General features: G+C 61.2%; 19 protein-coding genes. 6 read left to right on the forward strand and 13 right to left on the reverse strand.

Translation table 11 applies throughout. From position 1 onward, the window contains the following. The first annotated feature begins 32 nt into the window (after positions 1 to 32). Positions 33 to 881, forward strand: coding sequence for a MerR family transcriptional regulator (locus tag DW754_RS01320; protein ID WP_117758200.1), 849 nt, complete (start codon positions 33 to 35; stop codon positions 879 to 881). A 57-nt stretch (positions 882 to 938) separates the two neighbouring features. Here the strand turns inward: DW754_RS01320 and ligA are convergent, their stop codons facing one another. From ligA to DW754_RS01345, 5 genes are all read right to left on the reverse strand, one after another. Continuing rightward, positions 939 to 3167, reverse strand: coding sequence for an NAD-dependent DNA ligase LigA (ligA, locus tag DW754_RS01325; RefSeq protein ID WP_117758201.1), 2229 nt, complete (start codon positions 3165 to 3167; stop codon positions 939 to 941). A 250-nt stretch (positions 3168 to 3417) separates the two neighbouring features. Beyond that, positions 3418 to 4878, reverse strand: a complete 1461-nt coding sequence (locus DW754_RS01330) for a S1C family serine protease (RefSeq protein WP_117758202.1) — start codon at positions 4876 to 4878, stop codon at positions 3418 to 3420. Positions 4879 to 5086: 208 nt separating this feature from the next. Then, the gene (locus tag DW754_RS01335; protein ID WP_006234733.1) at positions 5087 to 5749 is read right to left on the reverse strand and encodes a response regulator transcription factor; all 663 of its coding nucleotides are present in this window, start codon (positions 5747 to 5749) and stop codon (positions 5087 to 5089) included. A gap of 50 nt (positions 5750 to 5799) precedes the next feature. Beyond that, the gene (locus DW754_RS01340; protein ID WP_117758203.1) at positions 5800 to 7137 is read right to left on the reverse strand and encodes a glutamine synthetase family protein; all 1338 of its coding nucleotides are present in this window, start codon (positions 7135 to 7137) and stop codon (positions 5800 to 5802) included. 134 nt (positions 7138 to 7271) lie between these two features. Further along, positions 7272 to 8294 carry a LacI family DNA-binding transcriptional regulator gene (locus tag DW754_RS01345; RefSeq protein WP_158561598.1) on the reverse strand — a complete coding sequence of 341 codons (1023 nt, stop codon included), beginning with the start codon at positions 8292 to 8294 and terminating at the stop codon, positions 7272 to 7274. A 235-nt stretch (positions 8295 to 8529) separates the two neighbouring features. Between DW754_RS01345 and DW754_RS01350 the strand changes: the two genes are divergently transcribed. Further along, positions 8530 to 9564, forward strand: a complete 1035-nt coding sequence (locus tag DW754_RS01350; RefSeq protein ID WP_117758205.1) for a sugar kinase — start codon at positions 8530 to 8532, stop codon at positions 9562 to 9564. Between the two features lie 255 nt (positions 9565 to 9819). Beyond that, positions 9820 to 10461 carry a bifunctional 4-hydroxy-2-oxoglutarate aldolase/2-dehydro-3-deoxy-phosphogluconate aldolase gene (gene eda / locus DW754_RS01355; RefSeq protein WP_117758206.1) on the forward strand — a complete coding sequence of 214 codons (642 nt, stop codon included), beginning with the start codon at positions 9820 to 9822 and terminating at the stop codon, positions 10459 to 10461. A gap of 379 nt (positions 10462 to 10840) precedes the next feature. Here the strand turns inward: eda and DW754_RS01360 are convergent, their stop codons facing one another. Then, positions 10841 to 11533 carry a GntR family transcriptional regulator gene (locus DW754_RS01360; RefSeq protein ID WP_117758207.1) on the reverse strand — a complete coding sequence of 231 codons (693 nt, stop codon included), beginning with the start codon at positions 11531 to 11533 and terminating at the stop codon, positions 10841 to 10843. Positions 11534 to 11996: 463 nt separating this feature from the next. Here DW754_RS01360 and DW754_RS01365 point away from each other — a divergent pair, with 463 nt between their 5' ends. Further along, entirely contained in the window at positions 11997 to 12680 is a 684-nt protein-coding gene (locus DW754_RS01365; protein WP_117758208.1) for a YitT family protein, read from the forward strand. 223 nt (positions 12681 to 12903) lie between these two features. Here DW754_RS01365 and DW754_RS01370 read toward each other — a convergent pair whose 3' ends face one another. Continuing rightward, complete coding sequence (locus DW754_RS01370; protein ID WP_158548901.1) at positions 12904 to 14157, reverse strand: ATP-binding protein; 1254 nt, start codon at positions 14155 to 14157, stop codon at positions 12904 to 12906. A 447-nt stretch (positions 14158 to 14604) separates the two neighbouring features. Between DW754_RS01370 and DW754_RS01375 the strand changes: the two genes are divergently transcribed. Both DW754_RS01375 and DW754_RS01380 read left to right on the forward strand, forming a co-directional pair. Next, on the forward strand, positions 14605 to 15414 hold the full coding sequence (locus DW754_RS01375; protein ID WP_117758209.1) for a gluconate 5-dehydrogenase: 810 nt from the start codon (positions 14605 to 14607) through the stop codon (positions 15412 to 15414). Between the two features lie 266 nt (positions 15415 to 15680). Further along, positions 15681 to 16322 carry an RpiB/LacA/LacB family sugar-phosphate isomerase gene (locus tag DW754_RS01380; RefSeq protein WP_055309683.1) on the forward strand — a complete coding sequence of 214 codons (642 nt, stop codon included), beginning with the start codon at positions 15681 to 15683 and terminating at the stop codon, positions 16320 to 16322. Between the two features lie 137 nt (positions 16323 to 16459). Here DW754_RS01380 and DW754_RS01385 read toward each other — a convergent pair whose 3' ends face one another. The 6 genes from DW754_RS01385 to DW754_RS01410 form a co-directional block, all read right to left on the reverse strand. Continuing rightward, the gene (locus tag DW754_RS01385) at positions 16460 to 18409 is read right to left on the reverse strand and encodes an NAD(P)/FAD-dependent oxidoreductase (protein ID WP_117758210.1); all 1950 of its coding nucleotides are present in this window, start codon (positions 18407 to 18409) and stop codon (positions 16460 to 16462) included. A 198-nt stretch (positions 18410 to 18607) separates the two neighbouring features. Further along, positions 18608 to 19825, reverse strand: coding sequence for an FAD-dependent oxidoreductase (locus DW754_RS01390; RefSeq protein ID WP_117758211.1), 1218 nt, complete (start codon positions 19823 to 19825; stop codon positions 18608 to 18610). 103 nt (positions 19826 to 19928) lie between these two features. Further along, complete coding sequence (locus DW754_RS01395) at positions 19929 to 20834, reverse strand: sugar phosphate isomerase/epimerase (protein WP_117758212.1); 906 nt, start codon at positions 20832 to 20834, stop codon at positions 19929 to 19931. A 1-nt stretch (position 20835) separates the two neighbouring features. Next, positions 20836 to 22074 (reverse strand): glycoside hydrolase family 105 protein, encoded by a 1239-nt coding sequence (locus tag DW754_RS01400; protein ID WP_117758213.1) that lies wholly within the window; start codon positions 22072 to 22074, stop codon positions 20836 to 20838. A gap of 107 nt (positions 22075 to 22181) precedes the next feature. Next, positions 22182 to 22850, reverse strand: a complete 669-nt coding sequence (locus tag DW754_RS01405; RefSeq protein ID WP_117758214.1) for an SGNH/GDSL hydrolase family protein — start codon at positions 22848 to 22850, stop codon at positions 22182 to 22184. Positions 22851 to 22899: 49 nt separating this feature from the next. Further along, a complete protein-coding gene (locus DW754_RS01410) occupies positions 22900 to 25083 on the reverse strand; it encodes a pectinesterase family protein (RefSeq protein ID WP_117758215.1) in 2184 nt (727 codons plus the stop codon). Positions 25084 to 25085 lie beyond the last annotated feature (2 nt).

Raw genomic sequence — 25085 nt, forward strand, 5'->3', positions numbered from 1 at the left:
CCCTCCCCGGCTCTATTGAAAGGAGCGTTCCTATGGCCGACTCGCCAACTGAACATACCGAGGGCCTGCTCCGCATTGGCGAGGTGGCGCGCCTGCTCAATTTGAGCGTGGGCACACTGCGTCATTACGAGCAGATGGGGCTGTTGGAGCCGGCATATGTCGATCCGGCAAGTGGGTACCGCTACTACGGATCGCGGCAGCTCTCCACCCTCAACACCATCGGCAACCTGCGCGTTCTCGACTTGCCGCTGGCGCAGATTCGCGAGTTTGTCACTACGCGCGATATGGATTTGATACAACGGCAACTGACCAAGCAACAGGAGTTAATTGAGCACAGGCGGCGTGAGTTGGAGCGCATGTCGCGCAAGATTGACCAGCGGCTTGCCTTGCTTCATGGCGCTTTGAATGCTGATCTCGACACCATTAGCGAAATCGAGGAACCCGAACTTCGCTGCGCCACGCTGCACGAGCGCGTCAATCCCACCGACGCCTATTCGCTGGGATGGCATATCCGCCAGCTTCAGCAGGGGCAGCACGAAACCTTTGCCTATCTGGGCAATCTGGGTGTGGGCATCGCGCCCGAACGCCTCGCCGCCGGCGACTTTGATGGCTACGACGAGGTCTTCCTGCTGCTCGATGACACCGATGATTACTTGGGCGACGTTGAGACGCGACCTGCCGCGCGCTGCCTGACCATAAGCTTCCGCGGCACGCACGGGCAAGCAGCCCCGCGCTATAAGCAGCTGCTCGGCTATATGCGCGAGCACAACCTGGCGCCCACCGGGCCTTCGCGCGAGATCGCCCTTATCGATGACATCATCAGCGACGACCCGGCAACCTACGTAACGCAGATCACGGTGCCGGTTGCCCCAGCAAAGTAAGAACCGCTCGGAAGGCATCGTGCTTCCGGGCGGTTCTTCAATTTGGCTATCGATGCCTTACGCCTCAGGCACCTCGCCAGTAGCCAAAATCTGCTCGAGTGCGTCCTCATCCAATACAGGCACGCCCAGCTGCTCGGCTTTGGTGAGCTTGGAGCCCGCTTTGGGGCCGGCGACCAGATAGCTCGTCTTCTTCGACACGCTGCCCGAAACCTTGGCGCCGAGCACCTTGAGCGCCGCGCCTGCCTCGTCGCGCGTGCGGTTGACGAGCGTGCCGGTGAGCACGAAGGTCAGACCCGCAAGCGGCTGTGCGTCGGCGAGCTCGCCCGCCACGCCAGCTTCGGCCGCGGCTTGCGCATGAGCGGCGCCCAAGTCGACCTCGAGCGAAAGGCTCGCTTGGCGCAGACGTTCCAGCACGGCGAGGTTCTCGGGCACGGCCAGGAACTGCTTGACGCTCGCCGCAATCTTGGGACCGATGCCCTCGCACTCGGCGATATCCTCTTCGCTCGCCAAGATGAGCTTGTCGATCGACAGGAATCGCTCGGCGATGACCTCGCCCACGCTCTTGCCCACGTGGCGGATGCCCAGGGCAAACAGCACGCGACCGAGCGGCTGGCTCTTGGACTTGTTGAGCTCGGCGATGATTTTCTCGGCCGTCTTAAGGCCTACCGGAATGGGATCGCCCTTCTTAACGCCCTTTTTGCTGTTGGAGCTGGCGTACACGCGCCCCGTGTCCAGGCCGGCGATGTCGTCGACCGTGAGCTGGTAGAAGTCCGCAACATCGTGGATCAGGCCAGCGGCGATCATCTTGTCGACGATCTCGTCGCCCAGGCCGTCGACGTCCATGCAGCCGCGGCTCACCCAGTGGAGCAGGCGCTCCTTGAGCTGTGCGGGGCAGTCGATGGACACGCAGCGGTAGGCCACCTCGCCATCCTCGTGAACCACGGGGCTGCCGCACACGGGGCAGACCTCGGGCATGTGCCAGTCGACCGAATCGGCCGGGCGCTTGTCGAGCACCGGGCCCACGACCTCGGGGATTACGTCGCCCGCCTTGTGCACGATGATAGTGTCGCCCTCGCGCACGTTCTTGCGGCGGATCTCGTCGATGTTGTGCAGCGTGGCGCGCGCGATGGTGGAGCCGGCGACCGTCACCGGGTCGAACTCGGCGACCGGCGTGAGCACGCCGGTGCGACCCACCTGGATGCGAATCTCGCGCAGGACGGTCTGCTTTTCCTCGGGCGGGAACTTAAAGGCGATGGCCCAACGCGGCGCGCGGGCGGTAAAGCCCAGGTCGAGCTGCTGTTGGAAGCTGTCGACCTTTACGACTACGCCGTCGATGTCGTAGTCCAGGTCACCGCGGTGCTCGAGGGCCTGGGCGCAGAACTCGTGGACCTCGGCCGGCGTGGCGCAGCGGGCCACGTTGGGGTTGACGCTGAAGCCGGCGCTGCGCAGCCAGTCGAGAAATTCGCGCTGGCTGTGGACGTGCAGCGGATCGGTATCGGCAATGGCGTAGATAAAGGTGGCCAGGTCGCGGCGCGCCGTGACCTTGGGGTCCTTTTGGCGCAGGGATCCTGCAGCAGCGTTGCGCGGGTTGGCAAAGGGGTCGCGGCCCTCGGCATCGGCCTCTTCGTTTAGACGGACAAAGCTGCCCTTGGGCATGTAGACCTCACCACGCACTTCGATGGTACGCTCGCGATCGGCGCCCATGTGGGCGAGCGCCGGCTCGGACAGGTGCATGGGCACATCCTTGATGGTACGCACGTTAAGCGACACGTCCTCGCCCGTGGTGCCGTCGCCGCGCGTGGCGGCGCGTACGAAGGTGCCGTTTTGGTAGGTAAGCGCGACGCCCAAGCCGTCGATCTTAAGCTCGCAGGTATAGGTGACGCTGCCGGCACCGAGCGCATCCTCGGCGCGCTGGAGCCACGCGTCAAGTTCGTCCAGATCCATAGCATCGTCCATGGAATACATGCGCGCCATATGTGTGACCGGTGTAAACTGCTCGCTCACGTAGCCGCCCACGCGCTGGGTATAGCTGTCGGGCGTCACCAGGTCGGGGTAGGTCGCCTCGATCTGCTGCAGCTCAACGAGCATTTTGTCGAAGGCGGCGTCCGTGATCTCGGGCGCATCGAGCATGTAGTAGCGGTACGCGTGGTAATCGAGCTCGTGGCGCAGCTCGGCCGCGCGCGCGGCGGCCTGGGCATGGGCGTCGGCCGGCGCAGCGGCATCCGCGCCCGCGGGCGTTTCGGTATCGATGTCCACGCCGTCACCAAACAGGCTCGATTGCTCCATAGCGGCACTCCTTCGCTCGATTTCAAACGGATACTAGAGTACCACCGGTCACCATGGCGCCGAATAGCGGTCTCAAACCGCACCGAATCGGCAGCCGCCGAACCGGGATGGATCGCGCGATCAAACCATGCCCTTGCCATTTCCAAATGATTCGTTTTCCTCTGTCCCAACGGATCAATAGGAAAAGAGGGGGCTGTCCCGCGTTGGCGGAACAGCCCCCCCTCTGGCTCGATATGTGCGAAACGGCTCGTTAGAAACCCTGACCGTTGCCCTGACCCTGGCCCTGCTGGCCAAGCAGCTCCTCCAGATACTGGCGCAGCTGCTCGTCGGTAATACCGCCGTTGCCGGTATCGGTCGCGCTGTCGTTCTGCTGCTGGTTCTGCAGCTCCTCGTCGGAGCCCAGCTCGACCGTGACCTTCTTCTCTTCCTTGCCGCGCATGAGCGTGATCTCGACCTTCTCGCCCACCTCGTGGCTGCGCAGCGCGATGATCAGACCATCGGCGCTCGAAATCTCATCGTCGCCCAGCTTGGTGATGACGTCGCCCTCCTGGATGCCGGCCTTGGCGGCGGGACCGTCCTCGACGACGCTCGCCACGTACGCGCCGCTATCGGTGCTCAACTTGTTGGTGCGGGCGTTGAGCGCGTTGACGCTCGAAAGCGTAGCTCCCAGGTACGGGTGCACCGGCGTCTTACCGTCGATAATCTGGTCGGCAATGTTCTTGGCGTAGTTAACGGGAATAGCAAAGCCCACGCCCGAGCTGGAGCCCGAATAGCTCTCGATGAGCGAGTTGATACCCACAAGCTCGCCGTTATCGTTAACGAGCGCGCCGCCGGAGTTGCCCGGGTTGATGGCGGCATCGGTCTGGATCATGTTGGCATAGATGGTGTTACCGTTGGTAGAGCTCATGGCCGTGGAGCGATACAGCGCCGACACAATGCCCGTGGAGACAGACTGCTCGTTGCCGAACGGCGAGCCGATCGCCATGACCCACTCGCCCACGTTGAGCTTGGAGGAGTCACCGATCTCGATCGGCGTGAGCTTGGAGGCGTCGGCGTCCTTGAGCTTGATGACGGCCAGGTCGCTCGAGGCATCGTTGCCCACGAACTCGGCCTCGTAGGTGGTGCCGTCATCCATGGTAACCACGTACTGGTCATAGCCATCGACCACGTGGTTGTTGGTGAGGATATGGCCCTCGGTATCGAGCACCACGCCCGAACCGACGCTGCCCGAGTTGTCCGACTCGTCGGCAGACTGCGAAAGCGAGCCATTCTGGCTGCCGCTCGAAGTGGCGGTGATGGAAACCACGGAGGGCAGGGCCTTGGCAGAAACGGCCTCGGCCAGCGTGGTGTCCTCGGAATCAATCGTAATCTTTTGCGTCGATGAACCCGAAGCACCCGCCGTCACGGCATTCTTGCCGCCACCGATATTGAGCGTGCCACTCATAATGAGCGCGATGACCAGCAGGGCTCCGCAGGCGCAGCCGGCGAGCGCCGTAATAAAGATCGGCAGCTTTTTGGTCTTAGTCTTGACCACTGTGTGCTTGTTTACAACCTGTTGGCCGCCCAGCGGCTTGCCGGTCTGCGTGTCGTATGCCTGCACGTAGGGAATGTTGCTGTCGGCAGGCGTCGACTCCACCTGCACACGCGGCTGCTGCTGGGTCTCGCCGGCGTTGCCCGCATCCTGGGGACGCTGGGAATCGTTCTCGCTCATGGCTGCGATCCTTTCGTCAAATAACCAAAGGCCCGCCAAACACGTGGCGGGCCATCGTTGTTCACGTTGAGTTGTACCCCAATATGCGGGCGCAAGTGTATGAGAACGCAATCTTTTAGGAAGGCTTAAGTTCTGTTGCAGATTCGAGAGGAACCCGCATCTGCGTCAAAACCATCACAAAGGTGCCTGTCCCCTTTGTGGTGGAAATCTAGTCCTTAAACAGATAGCCCACGCCGCGGACGGTGGTGATGTGCGCCGCGATCTGCGGGCCCACCTTGGAGCGGATGCGTCGAATGTGCACGTCGACGGTGCGCGTGCCGCCGCAGTACTCAAAGCCCCACACGCGGTGCAGCAGCACCTCGCGGCTGTAGGCGCGGTTGGGGTGCGTCGCCAAAAAGCTCAGCAGTGAGTACTCCATCAGCGTCAGGTCGATGGGCTCGTTATCGAGCGTCACCTGGTAGGTAGCCAGGTTAATCTCGAGGTTATCGATATTGAGCACATCGTCGGCGGTAACGGTCTCCTCCTCGCCCATCAGGCGCTGCGCGCGAGCCTTGAGCTCGTTGGGCGTCGCCGTGGGGCATACAAAGTCGGCATGCGCGTGATTGGGCAGGCGCAAGGTACCGAGTGCCTCGTCGTCGACGATCACCAGCATGGGGACGCCGCCGCGATCGTCAAGCCACTTGGCAATCTGATCGATGCGGTCGCTGCGGATGCCATCTGAATCGAGAATCAGCAGGTCAAAGTCGTGCGCCGCAGTTGGCGAATCGGGAGTTGCCAGGCTCACCTCGACACCCAGGGTAGTCGTCAAGCTGCGGGCAAACTCGTGGAAGCGCGTCGTGCGCGCCATGAATAGGGCACTCTTTTCGGACATATCGGCCTCCAAAGAAATGAGCTCAATCGTACTGGAACAAGCCAGCGCGATTAGGAGTTCGCCAGGTAGTGCTTGATCTCCCACTCGGTGATCGTAGACTCAAACTTATGCCACTCGTCGCGCTTCTTTTTGAGGAAGAAGCTGTGAATGTGCTCGCCGAGGGCATCCTTCATAAACTGCGAGTCCTCAAACACGTCAAGCGCCTCTTTGAGCGAGCGCGGCAGCGGCGCGTAGCCGGCCTCGACCATCTGACGGTCGGTAAGCTTGAGCGTCTCGGCCGTTGCCTCGGGCGGGAGCTCCAGCTTGCGCTCGATGCCGTCCAGACCAGCCGCCAGCGTGACGGCGTTGACCAGGTACGGATTGGCCATGGGGTCGGGGCTGCGAAGCTCGATGCGCGTGGACAGCTGCTTGCCGGGCTTGTAAACCGGAATGCGGACCATACTCGCGCGGTTGCGCAGGCCCCACGTGGCGTACTGCGGCACGGAGTCGCCACCCGTGGTGATGCGCTTATACGAGTTGACCGTGGGATTGGTGATGGCGCTGATCTCGCGCGCGTGCGCCAAGATACCGGCCATATAGTGCTTGGCGACGTCGGAGAGATGGTACTTCTCGTCATCCTCGCCCCAAAAGACGTTGTTGCCGTCGTGGTCGAACAGCGACTGGCACAAGAACATAGCGCTGCCGTCCTCGCCCGCCAGCGGCTTGGGCATAAAGGAGGCGTGGCAACCGCTCTCGTAGGCCTGCTGCTTAATGATGAGTTTGGCCGTGGTGATGGCGTCGGACATGCTCAGGGCCTCGGCGTGGCGCAGGCTCATACCGCGCTGCGAGCGGCCGGCGGCGTGGAAGGTGTACTCCACGGGCACGGACATCTTCTCGAGCGTGAGGACCGTGTTGCGACGCAGGTCGCGGGCGGCATCGCTCACCGAAAGATCGAAGTAGCCCACGTTGTCGAGCGGCTCGGGGGTGTGCTCGTCGGGGAAGTAGTAATACTCCAGCTCGGCACCCACGTTGAGCAGATAGCCAGCCTTCTCGGCCTTGCGGAACATGCGGCGCAAGGCATCACGCGGGTCGCCGGCAAACGGCTTGCGATCGGGAGTACACACGTCGCAGAACACGCGCGCGACGCCGTTGTGGCTCGGACGCCACGGCAAAATCTGGAAGGTCGAAGCATCGGGGAACGCCAGCATGTCGGCTTCCTCGGGCGTGGCAAAGCCCTCGATGGCGGAGCCGTCAAAGCCAATACCCTCCTCAAAAGCGACCTCGAGGTCCTCGGGGCTAATGGCAAAGTTCTTGAGGCGGCCGAGAATGTCGACAAACCACAGACGCACAAAGCGGATATCACGCTGCTCTACGGAGCGGAGTACGTAATCGATGTTCTGCTGGTTCATGTCGCTCCCCTTTCTTTCGGGCGGGTTTCGACTGGTCTATATCGCAGATACTATCGCAGAAAAATGTTTCCGCAGGGTTAAAGCGTATCAAGCGCCCAAAAAACGTGCGCGAACAGGCAGTTGCGAACGAGTAGTTAGCGCGAGGTCGAGGCGCGGTGTTCGATGTGGCCGGGGACCTCGATGCGCTTGGGGGCGAGCTTTGCGGCATCGCCCACCGTAGTGGTAACGATGTCGATGCGCTCGGAGAGACGCTCGACTACGCGCTCGGCAATGGTAAGGGTATCTTGCGCGGCCGTGGTCACACCGCCAAAGAGCACGTGGTTCCAGGGGTAATCGTCAAACGTCGCGATCTTGAGACCCGCCGGCAGCGAGGGGCCCAGCTGCGCCAACGCCTCGGTCAGGCGCAGAAAGACCAAACCGTTGACGGCAATGAGGCCGAGCTTTTTACCCGCATAGTCACGGATAGCTCCGTCCAGGCGGCCGACACCCGCGACGCCACCATCGGCCAGGGTGACGACCTCACCCGCAAGGCCGCGGCGCGAAAGCTCGTCGACAAAGGCCTCGGCACGCTCGCGACGCACAGGGCTGTCGTCGCTTGCCTCGGTGAGCAGGCACAGGCGCTCGCTGCCCGCGACAGCCAAGGCATCTACCAGGCCGGCGACCAGCTCACGGTTGTTGGAGGTCACCAGATCGACACCGCCGGCGGCAATATCGCGGTCGAGCAGCACGACGGGCAAGCGTCCCGCTGCCGCGGCGATTGCCTCGTCATTGCCGCCACAGGTGTTGACGACCAGGCCGTCCACGCCGGCATCGATAAGTCTGGTGAGCGACTCTGCCTCCTTGGCGGGGTCGTTGCCACTAATGGCCGTCATGAGCGAGCAGCCGCGCGCGGCGGCACTGGCGGAAAGCCCTTCGAGCATGGCGCTCGAGAACGGGTTGGCGATGTCGGCCAAAATCACGCCGATGAGGTTGGTACGCGAGCTGCGCAGATTGCGCGCGGCGGCACGTGGACGATAGCCGGTGCGCTCGATAACTGCCGCGATGCGAGCGCGGGTTTCCTCGGTCATCTGCCCGGGGCGGTTGTTGAGATAGCGCGAGACCGTGGCCGGGCTCACGCCCGCCTCGGCAGCAATGTCCTTAATCCTCATCTGCGCCATAGCGCACCCCGTTTCCCAATTGTCGGCAGTCTGAGCCATTTTAGGCATTTTTTTAAAAATCCCGCTTGCAAAACGTTGTAGATGAGTATACTACAACTCGAAACGAAACCGATTTCGTAAACCGATTTCGGCAAGCGTTGGCACAGAGGTGCAAAGATGCACCCTACCGTCTTGGCACCTCCGTGCCAACGCCATATCAAAGGTGAACGCACGAGCAAGAAGGAGCTGCGCGACCATGGGTAAAACGGTTCTTACCTTCGGCGAGATCATGATGAGGCTCTCGCCCAAAGATCACCTGCGCATTGAGCAGGCCACCGAGTTTGATGTCCGCTACGGCGGCGCCGAGGCCAACACCGCCCTTTCCCTGGCCTACCAGGGTGACAAGGCCGCTTACGTCTCCGTTGTCCCGGCCAACCGTCTGGGCGAGTGCGCCCTGCGTTCGCTGAAGGTCTACGACGTCGATACCTCGCGCGTCGTGCGCCAGGGCGACCGTCTTGGCTCCTATGTGTTTGAGGTCGGCGCCTCGCAGCGCGGCAACGGCTGCGTCTACGACCGCAAGTACTCTGCCATCAACATGGCCAAGCGCGACGTCTTTGACTGGGACGAGATCCTCAAGGGCATCGACGTCTTCTACTTCTCCGGCGTGACGCCCGCCGTCTCCGACGAGATGGCCGCCGCCAGCAAGGATGCCCTCACCGCCTGCCGCGCCAAAGGCATCACCACCGTGTGCGACGTGAACTATCGCGGCAAGATGTGGTCGCCCGAGAAGTCGCAGGCCACCATGAAGGAACTCCTGCCGCTCGTTGACATCTGCATTGCCAACGACGAGGACGCTCCTGCCGGTCTCGGTATGACCTGCGTCTCCGGCTCCCTTGCCCACGGCATCGAGGAGCGCGACACCTACGTCGAGATGGCCCGTCAGATCTGCGCCGAGTACGGTTGCAAGAAGGTTGCCTCGGTCGTCCGCAACATCTCCTGCGTCGAGCGCTCCATCTGGATGGGCATGCTCTTTGACGCCGAGAGCGGCGAGCACTGGTTCTCCCCTGCTCACGATGTGCACGTGCTCGAGGGCGTTGCCGCCGGCGACGCTTTTAACGCCGGCCTCGTCCATGCCCTCATCAACGACTTCGACCCGCAGGACGCCGTCAACTACGCGATTGCGGCCTCGATCCTCAAGCTCACCATCAAGGGCGATTCCAACCTGGTGACCGCAGACGAGATCGCAGCCGTGGCATCCGCCGCCGACGGTGGCACTCGCGTCGCGCGCTAAGCCGTCCCCATTCCGCGGGCCGCAGCTTTCCATACCCATACCTCTGCGGCCCGCTCCCCGATTCCTCCGGTCGGGCAAAACCACCAGTCCCATTCCGGTTTTGCCTGGCATTTCCTACACGACTGGTCGCGCAGCCGGTTTTGGAATTGCTTGTGACCCCAAGCAGTGCCTCCGATAACCAATCCGGAACCGGCTCATGGCCAATCTTCTTTGGCAATCACGCGCCCGTGCGCGACTCACATCGAAAGGAACACTATGTTCGATCAGTTCTACACCACGCTTGAATCCCTGGGCATCGTGCCGGTCGTCGTGCTCGACAAGGTCGAAGACGCCGCACCGCTCGCCCATGCCCTTATGGCAGCCGGCATGAAGTCCGCCGAGGTCACCTTCCGCACTGCCTGCGCCGCCGAGTGCATCGCCGCCATGGCCGAGGCCGAGCCCGAGATGTGCGTCGGCGCCGGCACTGTCCTGACCGTCGAGCAGGTTGAGCAGGCCCGCACCGCCGGTGCCAAGTTCATCGTCTCGCCGGGTTACAACGAGGACGTCGTGAAGCACTGCATCGACATCGACCTGCCCGTCCTTCCCGGCACCGTGACCCCCTCCGAGGTCACTGCTGCCGAGAATCTGGGCCTCAAGGTCACCAAATTCTTCCCCGCGGCTCAGTATGGCGGCCTCAACACCATCAAGGCCCTCGCTGCTCCGTTTGTCGGTCATCGCTTTATGCCCACCGGCGGCGTGAACACTGCCAACGTCGAGGAGTACCTGAGCTCCTCCGCCATCATCGCCTGCGGTGGCACCTGGATGGTCAAGCCCGCCCTGTTCGCCGACGGCGACCTCTCCAAGGTCGAGCAGATTGCCCGCGAGGCCATGGACGTCGTCAAGAAGGTCCGCGGCTAGGTTTAGCTCTCTATCGTGAAAGGGGGCGTGCCCTAGACCTCGCCCCCTTTCTCTTAAAGCGGCTCGGAAGCGCGCCGTTTCCGTCACGAACAAGAACCAAAACCGTCTTGTATGCTGATAGAACGTGACGGAAGCGACACGCCCCCGAGCCGCTTTGCTTTCCCGGCCAATCAGCCGGCTCAACATAATCCAGTCCACCAAAACAGCTGCGGCACCGTCTGGAGGAATGGACCCTTGCTTCCGGTCTTTTCCTCCAAGCGGCGCCGCAGCCTTTTCATGCCCCGATTGCACCCCCGCACTTGCGGTGAAATACGGACTGCTTACGCCGCCAAAGCCGCAAAACAGTCCCTATTTCACCGCAACTAATAAAGAGGACGAATTAGATTGCCGAGTCTTTGGACAGCTCGAAATAGTCGGGATGCAAGGCGATAACCGGGCCCTGCTCCTCGGGCATTAGATGCAGGTGCGTCTCTGCCAGGTAGCTCGCCGTGTCGGTATCGCCCTTTTTAATGGCCTCGAGAATCCGGCGATGCTGCCGACGAATCGGCTCCCAATCCAGATCCTGCGACACCATACGCAACCAGTTGTATCGCTCAAAATGCGTGTTGACGCTCTTCATCCAATCCCACAACATGTGGCGGCCGGCAATCTCAAAACATGTCTCATGGAACAGGTTGTCCAGATCGAAAAAGCGACGCGTTTCACGATGATCGAGTGACTCGGACTCGGCAAGAATCTGCTCGAGCCGATGCTTTTGCTCGGGCGTGGCGGCAGAGCAGCATTTAATGAGCACGCTTCTCTCGAGTTTCTCGCGCAAGAAACAGGCGTTCTCGGCGCGTTCCATGCTGATCTTAGAGACGTAGGTGCCGCTTTTGGGACGCGTTTCCACCAGCTCCTGCTCACGCAGGCGCACAAAGGACTCGCGAATGGGCGTGCGCCCGATTCCCGTCTCCTTTTCCAGACCAATCGCCGAAAGACGTGTGCCGGGTTTGAGCTCGGCATAGATGATCTTGGAGCGCAACGCGTTGTATGCCTGATCTTGCAGGCTCTGATAAAGCTGATGTTGTTCCATAAAGCCCTCGGATGAAGCTCACGGTTTGTCGAATAACTCCACGTAATACTATCGCATCCCCCATCCCACGGCGATGTTTGAGGGGTAGGGCCGGGATTCGGCTTTTGACCGATAAGTTGTTGCAATTAGGTGAACGTTCACCTAATTTCTTCTATTTCGCTTTGCAAATGGATTCCCATGCGTATACTTAATCTCAACGAAACCGATTTCGTCAAGCCTGGGCAATAGGATGCTAAGACGCACCCTACCATCTTGGCATCCTATTGCCCATGCCATGCCATTTGCTTTCTTCCCGTCTCGTTGAGCCCTTCAGTCCCATTCTGGCACAACGAGACATTCCTAGACGACTGACCATGGGGCCGGCTTTTCTGCCGTTGAGGCAGTGCCTCCGATAACCCTCTTTTTGCCGGCCCAGGTCAGACATTTCTCTTTAAATATCCTTCAATCGAAAGGATGCAGCAGCATGCGACCGCTCATCATCATGCATGGCGAGAAGATCGACTGGCGTCATACCGTCATAAGAATGCTGATGTATCTGGCGGGCGTTGCCGTGCTGGCACTCGGTATGAGCCTCCAGACGGCATCTGGCCTGGGCGTCGCCGCGCTCACGTGCTTTGCCACGACCCTATCCATGCTCACGGGCAAGACGCTCGGCTTTTGGATTACAACTACCTATGTCGCTTACATCGCGGCGCAGCTCGCCATCTTGCGACGCGAATTTCAACCGCGCATTTTGCTCGAGCTTTGCTTTTCAACGCTAATGGGCGGCTTCACCGATCTGTTCATGGCGTTCAACCCGCTGCATCCCACGGCGCTCCCCGCGCAGGTTGCGACCATGCTGCTCTCCCTCGCTATCACCGCATTTGGCGTCAGTCTCGTCGTCAACATGGGCGTTGTCCCCAACGCACCCGACGGCTTGGTGCAGGTCATTGCGGAAAAGCTCAAGCGCCGTTTTGGAGACGTAAAGGTCATGTTCGATTGCTCGCATGTCGCCGCCTCGCTCACGCTGTCGCTGGTATGCATGCACAACTTAGGCGGCTTTGGCGTAACCACCGCCATCTCGGCACTGTTCTTGGGCCACATCATCAACTTCGCCAACAAGCTGTTTGCCCAGCGATTCGTCCGCATGGCGTTTGGCGCCAAATAGCGAACAGCCGCGGAGCAAACGAGGCTCGAGTGCCCGGCATATCGATGTCGCAAATAACGACGCACGCGCTATACGGACGATGAGGAATAGCCCGTCGCAAACCCCGCAAGCGGAGCTATATGTTGCTATAACTTGACATAAATTGGTCCATTGCCAGCCGGCATGCAAAAGGCCCCAAGCCATTCGCGGCTTGGGGCCTGCCTGGTAACACAGGTCTTTCGGACTACGCTCGCTCGTATTTCGTGGCGCGGCCTGTCCCCTGTTTCATGATCGCGTTTCGGCTGAGCAGAGATTCGAGTGCGGACAATGTTCGCGCACGGCTCAGCCCCGTCTGTTTCTCAATCTCACTTCGCGACATAATTCGTCCGCCCGACAAGGCCTTAAGAACCTGAGCCTCTTCTCCAGACCCTTCAAAGGCATCGGTAACGGGCAACGCGACAGCTACCACGCCGCCACGAATATCAAAGACCGGCTGATTAATCGAATCGCGATAGGCACGCCTAATGCGCGCAATTCCCGTTCCAAACTTCTCGATATAGTCCAACTTTAAGAAGACCTCGGCAACGATGGGATTTCTGAGCACGGATATCTGTCCATACAGGTATTGCTCCGTCGTCAAGCCAGCGGGCAACGACCCGGGTGAAGTCACAACGACGCGATCATCATACAGAGCAACCTGAACATTCGCTTGCACGTCCCACGTCCGATGCACTAGAGCGTTTGCAACTGCCTCGCGGAATGCCTCGAGGGGAATCCGGTCGGTCTGAACACGCTCGACACCTTCGATGCGCTCATAACGATAGTAGCGCGCGAACATGGCAACTGCTCTATCAACCTGCTCAATTGCAGACAGGCCCGTCGTCGTCTCACGATCTAAAAGCACGTCCTCGGTGTCGCCAAAACGAACGCAGTCGATGCCCGGAAATTCGTTGTTATCCGCCAATATCGCCGCGGCATTGGTATAGCCATCCTTGCCGAGCAGGCGAAGCGTTCGCATGATATCCGACGTGAGCTCAGAAATGCCTAGATGCTCGATGCACTTGTGTTCGAGCGTATGAAAACTCAGGTCCTGGCGAGCCGAGGTGAGCGCATCGAACGTCAGATTGCTGCCTTCGAGCGTCAGCCTGCCGTACTCAAAACGGTCGACCTCTACCGTCGCCGAATCATTTCGCCTGTAGGCCTTCCCCTTGCTTCGATAGGGCTTGTCCTGCCCCTCGTAAACCGTAAGCGTTACAGTTCCGCGGTTCTCGTCGAGCTCGAGCGTGTAACGAGGCGCAGGATCCAGACTGTCATTAATCATGTTCTCGATGCGCAGACACTCCGCAACCGGGTCAGAAAGACCGACTGCAACACCACCGTCGTCAACGCCAAACTCTATCTTGCCCGTCCCGTAGTTTGCATAGGCGCTCACCGTTTTAAGAAACGTCGGCGTTACGCTTTCCTTGTATTCGACGGTAGGACTCTCTCTGACAACCATACGTACGGTCCTTCTCCTTTTCATGCTCATCTGAACCGTATTATAAGACGAAAAACATTTGCGTACGGCTTAGAATCAGACGCAAACTGTTTTCGTCTTATTTGCGTACGGAAACTAGATACAAATTTCACGTTCATACGACTATTTACCAAACGCATAGTGTTTTCGTCCGGCAATGCGTCCGTAATCCAAACAAAAAGGCCCCGAGCTCGTGTTGAACTCGGGACCTCTTGCGCCGCGCATCTATGAGAGGAGAAATGCGATGCGCACGGGCGCTACTCCATGTAGCAGATATCGCGACGAGCGGCTGCAACCGTTCACCTTTTAAAAGTGAACGTTCACCTGATTCTAGGAAAACCTGACTTTTAATTCCTCCGCTTCTCCTATACTGAACTTGTAATAGAAGCAAGACTTATATAGATGAACGTTTCTTTTGGAAGGATTGTAATGTCTAACCTTATGGACAGCTTCCGCCTAGACGGCAAGGTCGCGCTCGTGACCGGCGCCACTTATGGCATCGGCATGGCCATGGCCGAGGCACTCGGCGAAGCCGGCGCCAGAATCGCCTTTAACGCCCGTCACGCCGACAAAGTCGCCGAGGCCGAGAAGCACTACCGCGAGCTGGGCTTTGATGCTCACGGCTATGTTGCCGACGTCACCGACGAGGCCGTCGTCGCCGAGCTCATCGCCAAGATCGAGGCCGATTTTGGCACCACGCCCGACATCCTGGTCAACAACGCCGGCGTCATCCAGCGCACGCCGATGCTCGACATGAGTGCCGAGGACTTCCGTCGCGTCGTCGATATCGACCTCAACGCCCCGTTTATCGTGTCCAAGGCCTGTCTGCCGGGCATGATCGCCAAGGGTCACGGCAAGATCATCAACATCTGCTCCATGATGAGCGAGCTCGGCCGCGAGACCATCGCCGGCTATGCCGCCGCCAAGGGCGGACTCAAGATGCTCACCAAAAACATCTGCTCCGAGTTTGGCGAGGCCAATATCCAGTGCAACGGCATTGGGCCGGGCTACATCGCCACGCCGCAGACCGCACCGCTGCGCGAGACGCAGCCCGACGGCAGCCGCCACCCGTTTGACCAGTTCATCATTGCCAAGACACCGGCAGCCCGTTGGGGCACGCCCGAGGACCTGAAGGGGCCCGCCGTGTTCCTGGCTTCCGATGCATCGAACTTCGTCAACGGGCACATTCTGTACGTGGACGGCGGCATCCTCGCCTACATCGGCAAACAGCCGCAATAGGCTGCGGCCGCGCGGAGCACGGCACCTTGGCGCTCAAACCGTCGCTCGCGTACCGAAGTACGCTTCGCTCCTCTTTCACGCCAATCTGCCGCACTCCGCGCGCCCTCGCCACCGTCACGCACCAGCCAACACAGGCGCTTCGGTTTGTGCGGAACTCGCGACAGACTTAACTGCCGACCGCCCGTATAGCTCATCGCGGGTTGGCTTTGCCGCCGCCCGCGCACAGAAACAAAAAACTGGAAGATTTAGTTGAAAGGTTAACTCAAATGAAGATCGCTCTAATCAACGAGAATTCTCAGAACTCCAAGAACCCTATGATCGAGGCTGCCCTTAAGAAGGTTGTCGAGCCCATGGGGCACACCGTCTTTAACTATGGCATGTATGCCGACGCCGACTCCAAGCCCCTCACCTACGTGCAGAACGGCATCCTTGCCGCCGTGCTGCTCAACTCCGGCGCCGCCGACTACGTCGTGACCGGCTGCGGCACCGGCGAGGGCGCTATGCTCGCCTGCAACTCCTTCCCCGGCGTGCTGTGCGGCCATGTTGCCGACCCGCTCGACGCCTACACCTTTGCCCAGGTCAACGATGGCAACGCCGTCGCCATGCCCTTCGCCCTCAAGAACGGCTGGGGCCAGGAGCTCAACCTCGAGTACACCTTCGAGAAGCTCTTTGGCTTTGGCTCGGGCAACGGCTACCCCGCCGAGCGCGTTGAGCCCGAGCAGCGCAACAAGAAGATCCTCGACGGCGTGCGCGCTGTGACCATGCGTCCGCTCGTCGACGTCCTGGGCGAGATCGATCAGGATCTGGTGAAGGGCGCCCTCGCTGGTGAGCACTTCCAGGAGTACTTCTTTGCCAACGCCACCGACGAGGCCATCATCGCCAAGGTCAAGGAGATCTTGGGCCTGTAATAAGGCCCACGGGGCGCACCGACCCCCAACAAACCGCCAAGCAAAAGGCGCCGCGACAATCCATGTGTCGCGGCGCCTTTTTTGATTGCTATCGCTTGAGCCACCGCAAGGCGGCCGCTCCCCTATTTGCCAAGAGCCTACAGCTCGCAGGCGACCTTGTAGCCGTCGCCGATGGCGTCGCGGATGTTACCGCACTTTTGGGCATCGCCCAGCACGTGGGTGGCAACGCCGGCAGCGGCAAGGTCATCGGCAAGCTTGGTGTTGGGGCGATAGCCCATGGCAAGCACCAGCGTGTCGGCATCGGCGATAGTGTGGACCTCGCCGTCCTTTTCGTAACTGATGGTGTCCTCGGTGATCTCGGTCACCTTGGCCTCGGTCAGCACGTGAACGCCCTTGGAGAGCATGCGCGTGATGAGCACCGCGCGACCGGCACCGCCCTCGTTGGCGGCGAGCGTCTTGGTCATCTCGATAACGGTGACATCGCGGTTGGCCGGCGACAGGTCGTTGACCAACGGGGCCAGGTAATCGGCCGTCTCGCAGCCAACGGTACCGCCGCCCACGATGACGATCTTCTTGCCCGGGAAAGCCTTGCCGCCCAGCAGGTCGTCGGCCGTCATAACCTGCTTAAAGCCCTGCATGAAGGCCGGAGCGATGGGTTCGGCGCCGTAGGCCAGGACAACCTCGTAGCCCGCGTAGTCGCGCTGAATGTCCTCGGCCGAAAGCTCGGTACCAAAGACGCACGTGACGCCTGCCTCGGCCAAGCGACGGTACTGATACTTGATCACGCGGGTGAGTTCCTGCTTTGCCGGCGGAACGGCCGCGATGCGCATCTCGCCGCCCGGTTCGTCCTGCTTATCCACGAGCACCACGTTGTGGCCGCGCTTGGCGGCAATGTAGGCTGCCTCCATGCCCGCGGGACCGGCGCCCACAACGAGCACGTTCTTGGCCTCGGCGGCAGGCTCATAGCCGGCCTCATCGCGCTCCACGTCCGGGTTGACGGTGCAGGAGATGCGCTTGCCGAACATAATGCCGTTCAGGCAGCGCAGGCAGCCAATGCAGGGGCGGATGTCGTCGGCGTTGCCGGCGGCTGCCTTGTTGCAGAACTCGGCATCGCACAGATTGGCGCGGCCCATCATGCAGATGTCGGCGGCGCCGTCCTCGATCAGCTCCTCGGCGATCCAGGCCTCGTTGATGCGGCCGACGGTGGCGACAGGAATGTTCACGTGCTTTTTGATCTCGCGCGAGCATGCGGCATGCGAGGCCTGCTGGGTACCGGCGGCGGGAATCGCAGAGCCGCGCTTGATAGTGGTGCCGCCCGACACGTGGATCATGTCGACACCAGCCTTCTCCAGGCGACGCGAGACATAGATCATGTCGTTGAGGGTCAGGCCGCCATCGGTGTACTCATCGCCCGAGATACGGACGTCGATGATAAAGTCCTTGCCGCAGCGCTCGCGAATCTCGGCGACGACCTCGAGCAAGAAGCGCATGCGGGCGTCGAGCGAGCCGCCGTACTCGTCGGTACGCTTGTTGTAGAGCGGGGTCAAAAAGCCGCCGAGCATGCCGTGGGCGTGCGCCGCATGGACCTCAACGCCGTCGACGCCGGCCTTCTGCATACGCACGGCTGCGTCGCCGAACTGATGCGTGAGCTCGTGGATCTCATCAACCGTGATGGGGCGCGGCGCCTCGCGGGCATAGGACGGGCCCACAAAGGACGGGGCGATGAGGCGCGGCGTGCCCGGAATGTTAAAGGCCATGTAGGCGGGGTGGAAGAGCTGCGGCATGATCTTGCAGCCGTACTCGTGGACGGCGGCGGCGAGCTTTTCCCAGCCGGGGATAAACGTGTCGTCGTAGCAGCACATGTCACCCGGCAGATAGGTATAGGTGGGCTCGACCGTCACGACCTCGGTGATGATCAGGCCCACGCCGCCCTTGGCACGGGCGCGGTAATGATCGACCAAATCGTCGGTCACATAGCCGTGATCGGCCAGGTTGGTGGACACCGGCGGCATAAAGACGCGGTTCTTGACCTCGGTCGTACCGACCTTGATCGGGCTAAAGAGCATCGGGTAGGAGGAGGACTCCATGCAGGCTTCCTTTCGTTTGAGCCGCTCGGCGGCAGTTGCTGACCTACCTATCGTAGCAGTAACCGCGCAATGCCCGACCGTGAGCGCTCCCCCGGCTTTTACTCGACCCACAAAAAAGTTGCGGTGGAATACGGAGTAGATGAGGCTTCTGACAGCCAAAACAGTCCGTATTTCACCGCAACTGATGGGTGGGATGAGTTAGAGGCCCAGGTAGCTGGTCATGCCTTCGACGGCAAGCTTGGCGCCGGCCACGGCATGGACCACGGTGAGCGGACCGTTGACCACGTCCCCGGCGGCAAAGACACCCGGCACGGTGGTCATACCGCACTCATCGACCGAAAGAAGACCGCGATGGTCGGTCTCCAGACCACCCGTTGTAAGCACGAGCTTGTCTTTGGGCACCTGCGAAGCCGCAATCACAACCGTGTCGGCGGGCACATGGTCAAGCTCTTCCTCGTAGCCCACCACGTTGTTGTCCTCGTCAAAGATAGCGGTCTCGAACACCGGACCGTTATCGTCGATGGCGCAGATTGCCTTGCCGCACACGATCTCGGCACCGTCGAGCTCGGTCAGCTCGACCTCGTCATCGATAGCCGAGATATGGCGCGAACGAGCATACACGGTAACCTTGCGAGCGCCCGAGCGCAGGGCCGTGCGGGCGACATCCATGGCCACGTTGCCGGCGCCGATGACTGCCACGTTCTGCCCGATCGCCACACTCGTGGGATCGACCAGGTAATCGATACCAAACAGCACGTTGCCACGCGACTCGCCGGGAATACCCAGCTTGCGGGCGCGCCAGGTACCGGTACCCACAAAGACCGCATCGTAGCCGTCGCGCAGCAGATCGTCGATATGCAGCGCGCCGCCGATGGTGGTCGAGGGGCGAACGCGCACGCCGAGCGAGCACATCACGTGACGGTACTTTTGCACCAGCGAACGCGGCAGGCGGAATTCGGGGATACCGTACTCCAGCACACCGCCGATCTCGGGGCGCTGCTCAAACACCGTAACGGCACAGCCCAGCTGGGCCATCTTAATGGCTACGGTAATGCCGGCAGGACCGGAGCCGACCACGGCAATCTGCTTGCCGCACGACGGCGCGGGCTTCCACTCCTTGCGGTCCAAATACGCGGTCGAGATATAGTTCTCGATGCTCGAGAAATGCACCGGCGTGCCCTTGCGGCCCTGGATGCACGAGCCCTCGCACTGGCCCGAATGGTTGCAGACCATGGAGCAGACCGCGCTCATGGGATTGTTCTGGAACAGCAGCTCGCCCGCCTCTTCCAGACGACGCTGCTTAAACAGGTCGATAACCTGCGGAATAGGCGTCTGAACCGGGCAGCCCTTAATCTGGCAGAACGCCCTTTTGCAACCTAGGCAACGATTTGCCTCTTCGACAATGTGGATAGCCACGCAACTCCCCTTTTTGATGTAATCCGATAGGGCGACGATAAAGACCCTTCATCGTCGCCCCCAGTCAGGCAAACTCAATTGGCCGCCATGGCAAAAGCCAATGCTATATCTCGCGATGTGAAGCCCCGCAACAAGCAGACATGCGCTCGAGTGTCGTCAGGCAGCCGGCCGCTGTCGCCGGCACGCTGTTCTCGACCACGCAGGGAATCCCCGGGCAAGCGGCAGCGGCCCAGGCCACCACGGGCTCAAAGTCATATCGTCCCGTCTCGCCCACACCGCGACACACCAGGCGCGAACCCGTACCGTCGCACCAACCGGCCTCGTCCTCGTTGTCAACGACCTCAAAATCCTTGGCGTGCAGCACGCGGATCTTGCTGCCGCATAAGTAGAGCATACGCGCTGTGATTTCGGACGCCTCGCCAACAACACTGGGGTGCAGCAACGACACCGGGTCGTAGATTACACCGAGCGCCGGGCTCGAGACGCGCTCCAGCACCTCACGGCAGCGATCTGGCGTGTTGACCGTCTCGTTCCAGCCGGGCTCAATCAGAATTTGCCCACCCACGGCCTCGGCACGCTCACAGACGTGCGCGAGTCCGTCCATGAAAGCATCGAGTGCCTCGTCGGTCATGCGATCGTCTGCGACGCGGTTCTGCGCGTTGGGACGGCCGGTCTCGGTGCCAACAGGGCATCCGCCGAGCATCTGGGCAAAGTTCAAGCACGCCTCGTACTCGGCAAAGTTATCCATGAGCTGTTGGCGGTCGGGCGTCGCCAGGTTCTTGTAGCAGCCAAGCACCGCCACCGTAATGCCCGCTTCGTCGAGCACCGCACGCAAGTGATCGGCAAGCTCGCGAGTCAGGCCGCCCCGATCGATGCCCATCGATGCGTAGAGCACCTTGCTCGGCAGCTGAATGCACGAAAAGCCCAGCTCTCCTGCCATGCGAATGCGCTCCTCGACGGTTCCCTGCGGAAGGTCGTGCAAACGTACGCCCGGAGTAATGGCCCCCACGCTATTCACATCCCTTACGAGCGTTGATGCCCGGGGTGTATCCGCCAAACGGGTCTTCGATGGAGCACACACCCGAGGGGGCGAGCGGGTCGCGCTTGCCGGCCAGCTTGTCGTGGTGCATGGTCTCGATATAGGCGAGCACCAGCGGGGCCACGCCCTTCGCGTCGTTTTTGACGACGGGCTCGCTCATGTAGTAGCCAAACGTGCCCTCGCGGTGTGCGGTGTTGCCAAGACCCGCAACCAGGCAGATGTTGTCGAGCGCGAGCTGCCCGTCATGCTCGGACAGGCATGTGTCGCAGATGCCGTCGAAGGCGCGGCGGCCGTACTGGTAGTAGCGCTCGCCCAGCACGCCCAGGCGCACGCCCTTCATGATGGCGTTGGCAAAGATGGCGCTGCCCGACTCCTCCAGATAGTTGGGGGCGATATTGGGCAGGTTGATGACCTGGTGCCACATGCCGGTCTTCTCGTCCTGATACGGCAGCATGGCGTCGATCAGGTCGTGGAACATCTTGCGGATCTCGTCCTTCTCGGCCGACATCGAGGGCGGCATGAGCTCCCAGGTATCGATGAGCGCCATGGCGAACCAGCCCTCGGCGCGCAGCCAGAAGTTGGCCGAAAGGCCGGTGACGGGATCGCACCAGAACTGCTTGCGGCTCGCGTCGTAGGCGTGATAGTACAGGCCGTTGAGGGGGTTGCGCATCAAATCGTGCACCACTTGGAACATATGGAAGCTATCCGAGCAGGCACGGCGGTTGTGGAAGCTCAGCTCGTACTGCATGTAGAACGGCTGCGCCATGTACATGCCGTCGAGCCAGATCTGGTTGGGGTAGACGGCCTTGTGCCAAAACACACCCTCTTTGGTACGCGGCTGGGTTTCGAGCTGACGATAGATGGTATCCATGGCGGCACGGTACTTGGGCTTGCCCACCAGGTCATAGAGTTTGTAGAGGGTTTTGCCCGCGTTGACGTTGTCGAGGTTGTACTCCTGGGGATCGTAATGCTTGATGGTGCCGTCATCCTGGACAAAGAAGTCGATATAGTCGTCGGCGAAGGTCAGGTAACGCTGCTCGCCGGTGATCTCGTACAGCTCGATGAGTGCCTTGATCATGCAGCCGTCAATGTAATTCCAGGTGTTCTCCTTGCCGGCGCGAAGCTTTTCGATATTCCAGGCCGGCGCCTGAGGCGTAGAGGTCTCGATCAACTGCTCGATATAACGGTCCAGAATCTGATTGCAACCCATTGCTGTCCCCTCTGACGTTATTGATGGGTGAACGTTTCCCCTAGTGTAACGCGAACGGGGATTATAGGGTGAACGTTAACCCTATAATCCCCGTGAACGGCAAACTTTTAACGGCAAACGGCGGTGAGGCCCGCAGCGATGCGATGCGCCAGGCGCTCATAGCCGGCAGGGCTGTAATGCAGACCGTCCGGCATGTAGAGCTCGCGGTGCTCCGGCAAAAACGGGCTGATACCGCTTTGCGCATAGAGGTCGATCACCGGCACCGAGTAGCGGTCGCAAACCTCCAGCATCGCCTGCACATAGGCGTCTTGCGTCAGGCCCAGATGGTTGGCCTCGTTGCTTGCCGGAATATCCTTCTCGTGCTTGCCGCTCGTCTTGCACGGCGTCATAAACACGAGCCTTGACCGGGGCGAGCGCTCCGTGATGGTACGGATCAGGTAATCGAGCGCGCCGTAGAACTCATGCACGTCGGTGCTACCCGGCTCTCCCAGCGGCACGTTGCGGCTAAAGTCGTTGACGCCGCCAAAGACAACGTAGATATCGGCCGCATCGTCGATGCCGTCCAGACGCTCGACAAACGAGTCGTTACGGTCGGCCTTAACGGCGATGCGCGAGCCCTTGATGCCGTAGTTCTCGACGATGGCACCGCCCAGTAGCGCGCCCAGATGCGCAGTCCACGAGATTTCGTTGCCTCCCCCACCGCAGCCGTTATCGCCCCAGGTGGTCGAGTCGCCAAAAGCGCAGATGGTGGATTCGTTCAGACGTTTGATGTCCATGTTGTTCTCCCTAGACGCTGCCGCGGCAGCGTTGTTGTCGGTCTGTTGTCTATGCGCAAGTCCCGTCTCCTGCACCCCCGTCAACAAGAACGTGCGCATCGAGCCACGCAATGTCATCTGCAAGGTGCGTGACGCCCAGATGGTGTCCGCCCGGGCAAACCTCGTGCGAGAGGTTGTCGGCCTTACCCAGCAGCGCGTAGGCGTCGCGGACGATATCGAGCTGCTCGTCTACGTTCGCAAGTCCGCGGGCGCCGTTGAGATGGTCTTTCTCGCAGCTTTGAACCAAGAGCGGACGCGGCGCGATCAACGAGGCGATGTCCCCCATATCGAGCAGGCGCCAAAGCCCCGGCACATAATTGCAGCTGCAGTTTCCGTTGAGATGCAGCAGTGAGTCGTCGACGCCATACAGATAGCCCGAGACAAACGCCTTGCGCACGCGTGGGTCGAGCGCAGCCAGATAGAGCGTCATGTACCCGCCGCCCGAGAAGCCAAAGCAGCCCAAGTCGTTCATGGCGATGTCGCCGCGTGTCTCGAGATAGTCGATCAGGCGCATGTTGTCCCAAGCGTTTAGGCCGGCAACCGTCAGGCCCAGCGGCTCGGCCATACGCGCCTGGTTAAGGCAGGTGCCGCGCAGGTAGCTCGTCTCATCGTCACCCTGGCCCTTCCAATCGCGGCGATGCCCCCAACCGCGGGCATCGGGGCAGACGGTCACATAGCCCATCTGCGCCAGGCGCAGGCCGTAGTCATAGTTGAACTTGCGCACGGCGTCATCGACCGCCGGCACGCCCATAACGCCCGCGACGCTCGCCGCGCCCGCGCCCTGATGGCCGTGCGGGCAGATATAGCACCGCTTGCGCCCGTTTTCGTTGCACTTGGGCCCGGCGGGCTCCAGCAGGTACAGCGGCATCCAAACATCGGTCTCAACGCGCAAGAGCATATGGGTGCGCACGATATCCCCAGCCACACGCACCCGCTCGAGCTCGCGCACGTCGGGCGCCACGCGCTCCATGAGCGAAAGGCCTAAGACATCGTGGAGGCGTGTGCGGGTCGTGCGCTCCCACGCCTTAAAGTCGGCAGATGTCGCGCCCGCAAACGCGGCAGAACGGCCCTCTTTCTTGAGCCGCTCGCGCAACGCGGGCTCGTCCTCGTAGTAGTGCTCGATATGCACCGTTCGGCCACCGTCCGCAAGCCGGGCGGTTTCGACGGCATCGTCTGACCCACCCTGAGGGTCCCATCCGTCCTCGCCACCCAACACGAGCGCGCGGCTATAGCGCGCGGCACCGGAAGGATCGAGTTTGTGGGCCCAAGCAGCCCAGCCATCGGCGCTGCCGGCGGGTCCATGCAGCCGAGCGCCGGCATACAGCGCCCGGTCGTGCGCGGCCGGTTTATCCCAGTCCCACCAGCCCTCGGTCTTGATATGTGAGCCCAGCCAGCAGTCGATCATCACGGTCTGGGCCCACTCGCGCCAAGGACGGCCCAGATAAACCGAGCCGGACGCCACATCGTCCGACGCCGTGAAGGAGCAACCGTGAAACACAAAGCCATAGGGCTCGCCCTGGGGCGTCGAGGCCGCTGTAACGTAGCCATTCACATCCAGGGAGCGGTTGAGCGAACGGATCTCGCAGCCCTCAAAATAGGCTCGCGCACCACCAAAGATAACGTCGACGTCGCCGGCAATGAGGCAGCGGCGGTAGTACTGCCGCCCCACGCGGCGCGGGGCGAACTGCTTGGGGCCTATAAAGCCGCCCGGCTTGGCCTCGCGCGGCGGCAGCGGCCCCAAAAAGAGCGTGTCCTGGTGTCCCTTAATGCAGCAGACATCGACAACCAGGCGGTCACCATCGGCATACAGGGCAATCGCCTGGCCGACCTCGCGCCCATCACCGGCGTTGTTTTCGATTGTTAGACCCGCAAGCGTCACGTCGTCGGCATCGACCAGCACCGTGTACGTACGGAAGGTGCCGAGTCTTCCATCCTGGCAGCTACCATCTTCCGAAGGCATCTTGGCACCCAGGCCTCCCACGATACGCACGCTGTCGGCCGTCTCGCCCTCGAGCGTCACATGCGGACGACGAATTTCGACCCGTTCGCGGTACTCACCCGGCGCCACCAGCACGCGCACCGGCACGGTCGCATCGGGCACACACCGCTCCGCCGCCTCGAGCGCCGCCGAAATGCTGCGATACGCGCCTTCGCGTTCGAGCGATACCTCAAAGAGCTGTTCTTTACCACTCATCT

The organism is Collinsella sp. AM29-10AC (assembly GCF_003469085.1).
GTDB lineage: Bacteria > Actinomycetota > Coriobacteriia > Coriobacteriales > Coriobacteriaceae > Collinsella.

Bases quoted from the DNA above. Each gene is read 5' to 3' on its own strand.
- DW754_RS01320 (WP_117758200.1), top strand. From the start codon at position 33: ATGGCCGACTCGCCAACTGAACATACCGAGGGCCTGCTCCGCATTGGC.
- DW754_RS01350 (WP_117758205.1), top strand. From the start codon at position 8,530: ATGGGTAAAACGGTTCTTACCTTCGGCGAGATCATGATGAGGCTCTCG.
- DW754_RS01370 (WP_158548901.1), bottom strand. From the start codon at position 14,157: ATGGTTGTCAGAGAGAGTCCTACCGTCGAATACAAGGAAAGCGTAACG.
- DW754_RS01400 (WP_117758213.1), bottom strand. From the start codon at position 22,074: ATGGGTTGCAATCAGATTCTGGACCGTTATATCGAGCAGTTGATCGAG.
- DW754_RS01375 (WP_117758209.1), top strand. From the start codon at position 14,605: ATGTCTAACCTTATGGACAGCTTCCGCCTAGACGGCAAGGTCGCGCTC.
- DW754_RS01340 (WP_117758203.1), bottom strand. From the start codon at position 7,137: ATGAACCAGCAGAACATCGATTACGTACTCCGCTCCGTAGAGCAGCGT.
- DW754_RS01410 (WP_117758215.1), bottom strand. From the start codon at position 25,083: ATGAGTGGTAAAGAACAGCTCTTTGAGGTATCGCTCGAACGCGAAGGC.
- DW754_RS01405 (WP_117758214.1), bottom strand. From the start codon at position 22,850: ATGGACATCAAACGTCTGAACGAATCCACCATCTGCGCTTTTGGCGAC.
- DW754_RS01385 (WP_117758210.1), bottom strand. From the start codon at position 18,409: ATGGAGTCCTCCTCCTACCCGATGCTCTTTAGCCCGATCAAGGTCGGT.
- DW754_RS01365 (WP_117758208.1), top strand. From the start codon at position 11,997: ATGCGACCGCTCATCATCATGCATGGCGAGAAGATCGACTGGCGTCAT.
- DW754_RS01335 (WP_006234733.1), bottom strand. From the start codon at position 5,749: ATGTCCGAAAAGAGTGCCCTATTCATGGCGCGCACGACGCGCTTCCAC.
- eda (WP_117758206.1), top strand. From the start codon at position 9,820: ATGTTCGATCAGTTCTACACCACGCTTGAATCCCTGGGCATCGTGCCG.
- DW754_RS01380 (WP_055309683.1), top strand. From the start codon at position 15,681: ATGAAGATCGCTCTAATCAACGAGAATTCTCAGAACTCCAAGAACCCT.
- DW754_RS01345 (WP_158561598.1), bottom strand. From the start codon at position 8,294: ATGGCGCAGATGAGGATTAAGGACATTGCTGCCGAGGCGGGCGTGAGC.
- DW754_RS01360 (WP_117758207.1), bottom strand. From the start codon at position 11,533: ATGGAACAACATCAGCTTTATCAGAGCCTGCAAGATCAGGCATACAAC.
- ligA (WP_117758201.1), bottom strand. From the start codon at position 3,167: ATGGAGCAATCGAGCCTGTTTGGTGACGGCGTGGACATCGATACCGAA.
- DW754_RS01330 (WP_117758202.1), bottom strand. From the start codon at position 4,878: ATGAGCGAGAACGATTCCCAGCGTCCCCAGGATGCGGGCAACGCCGGC.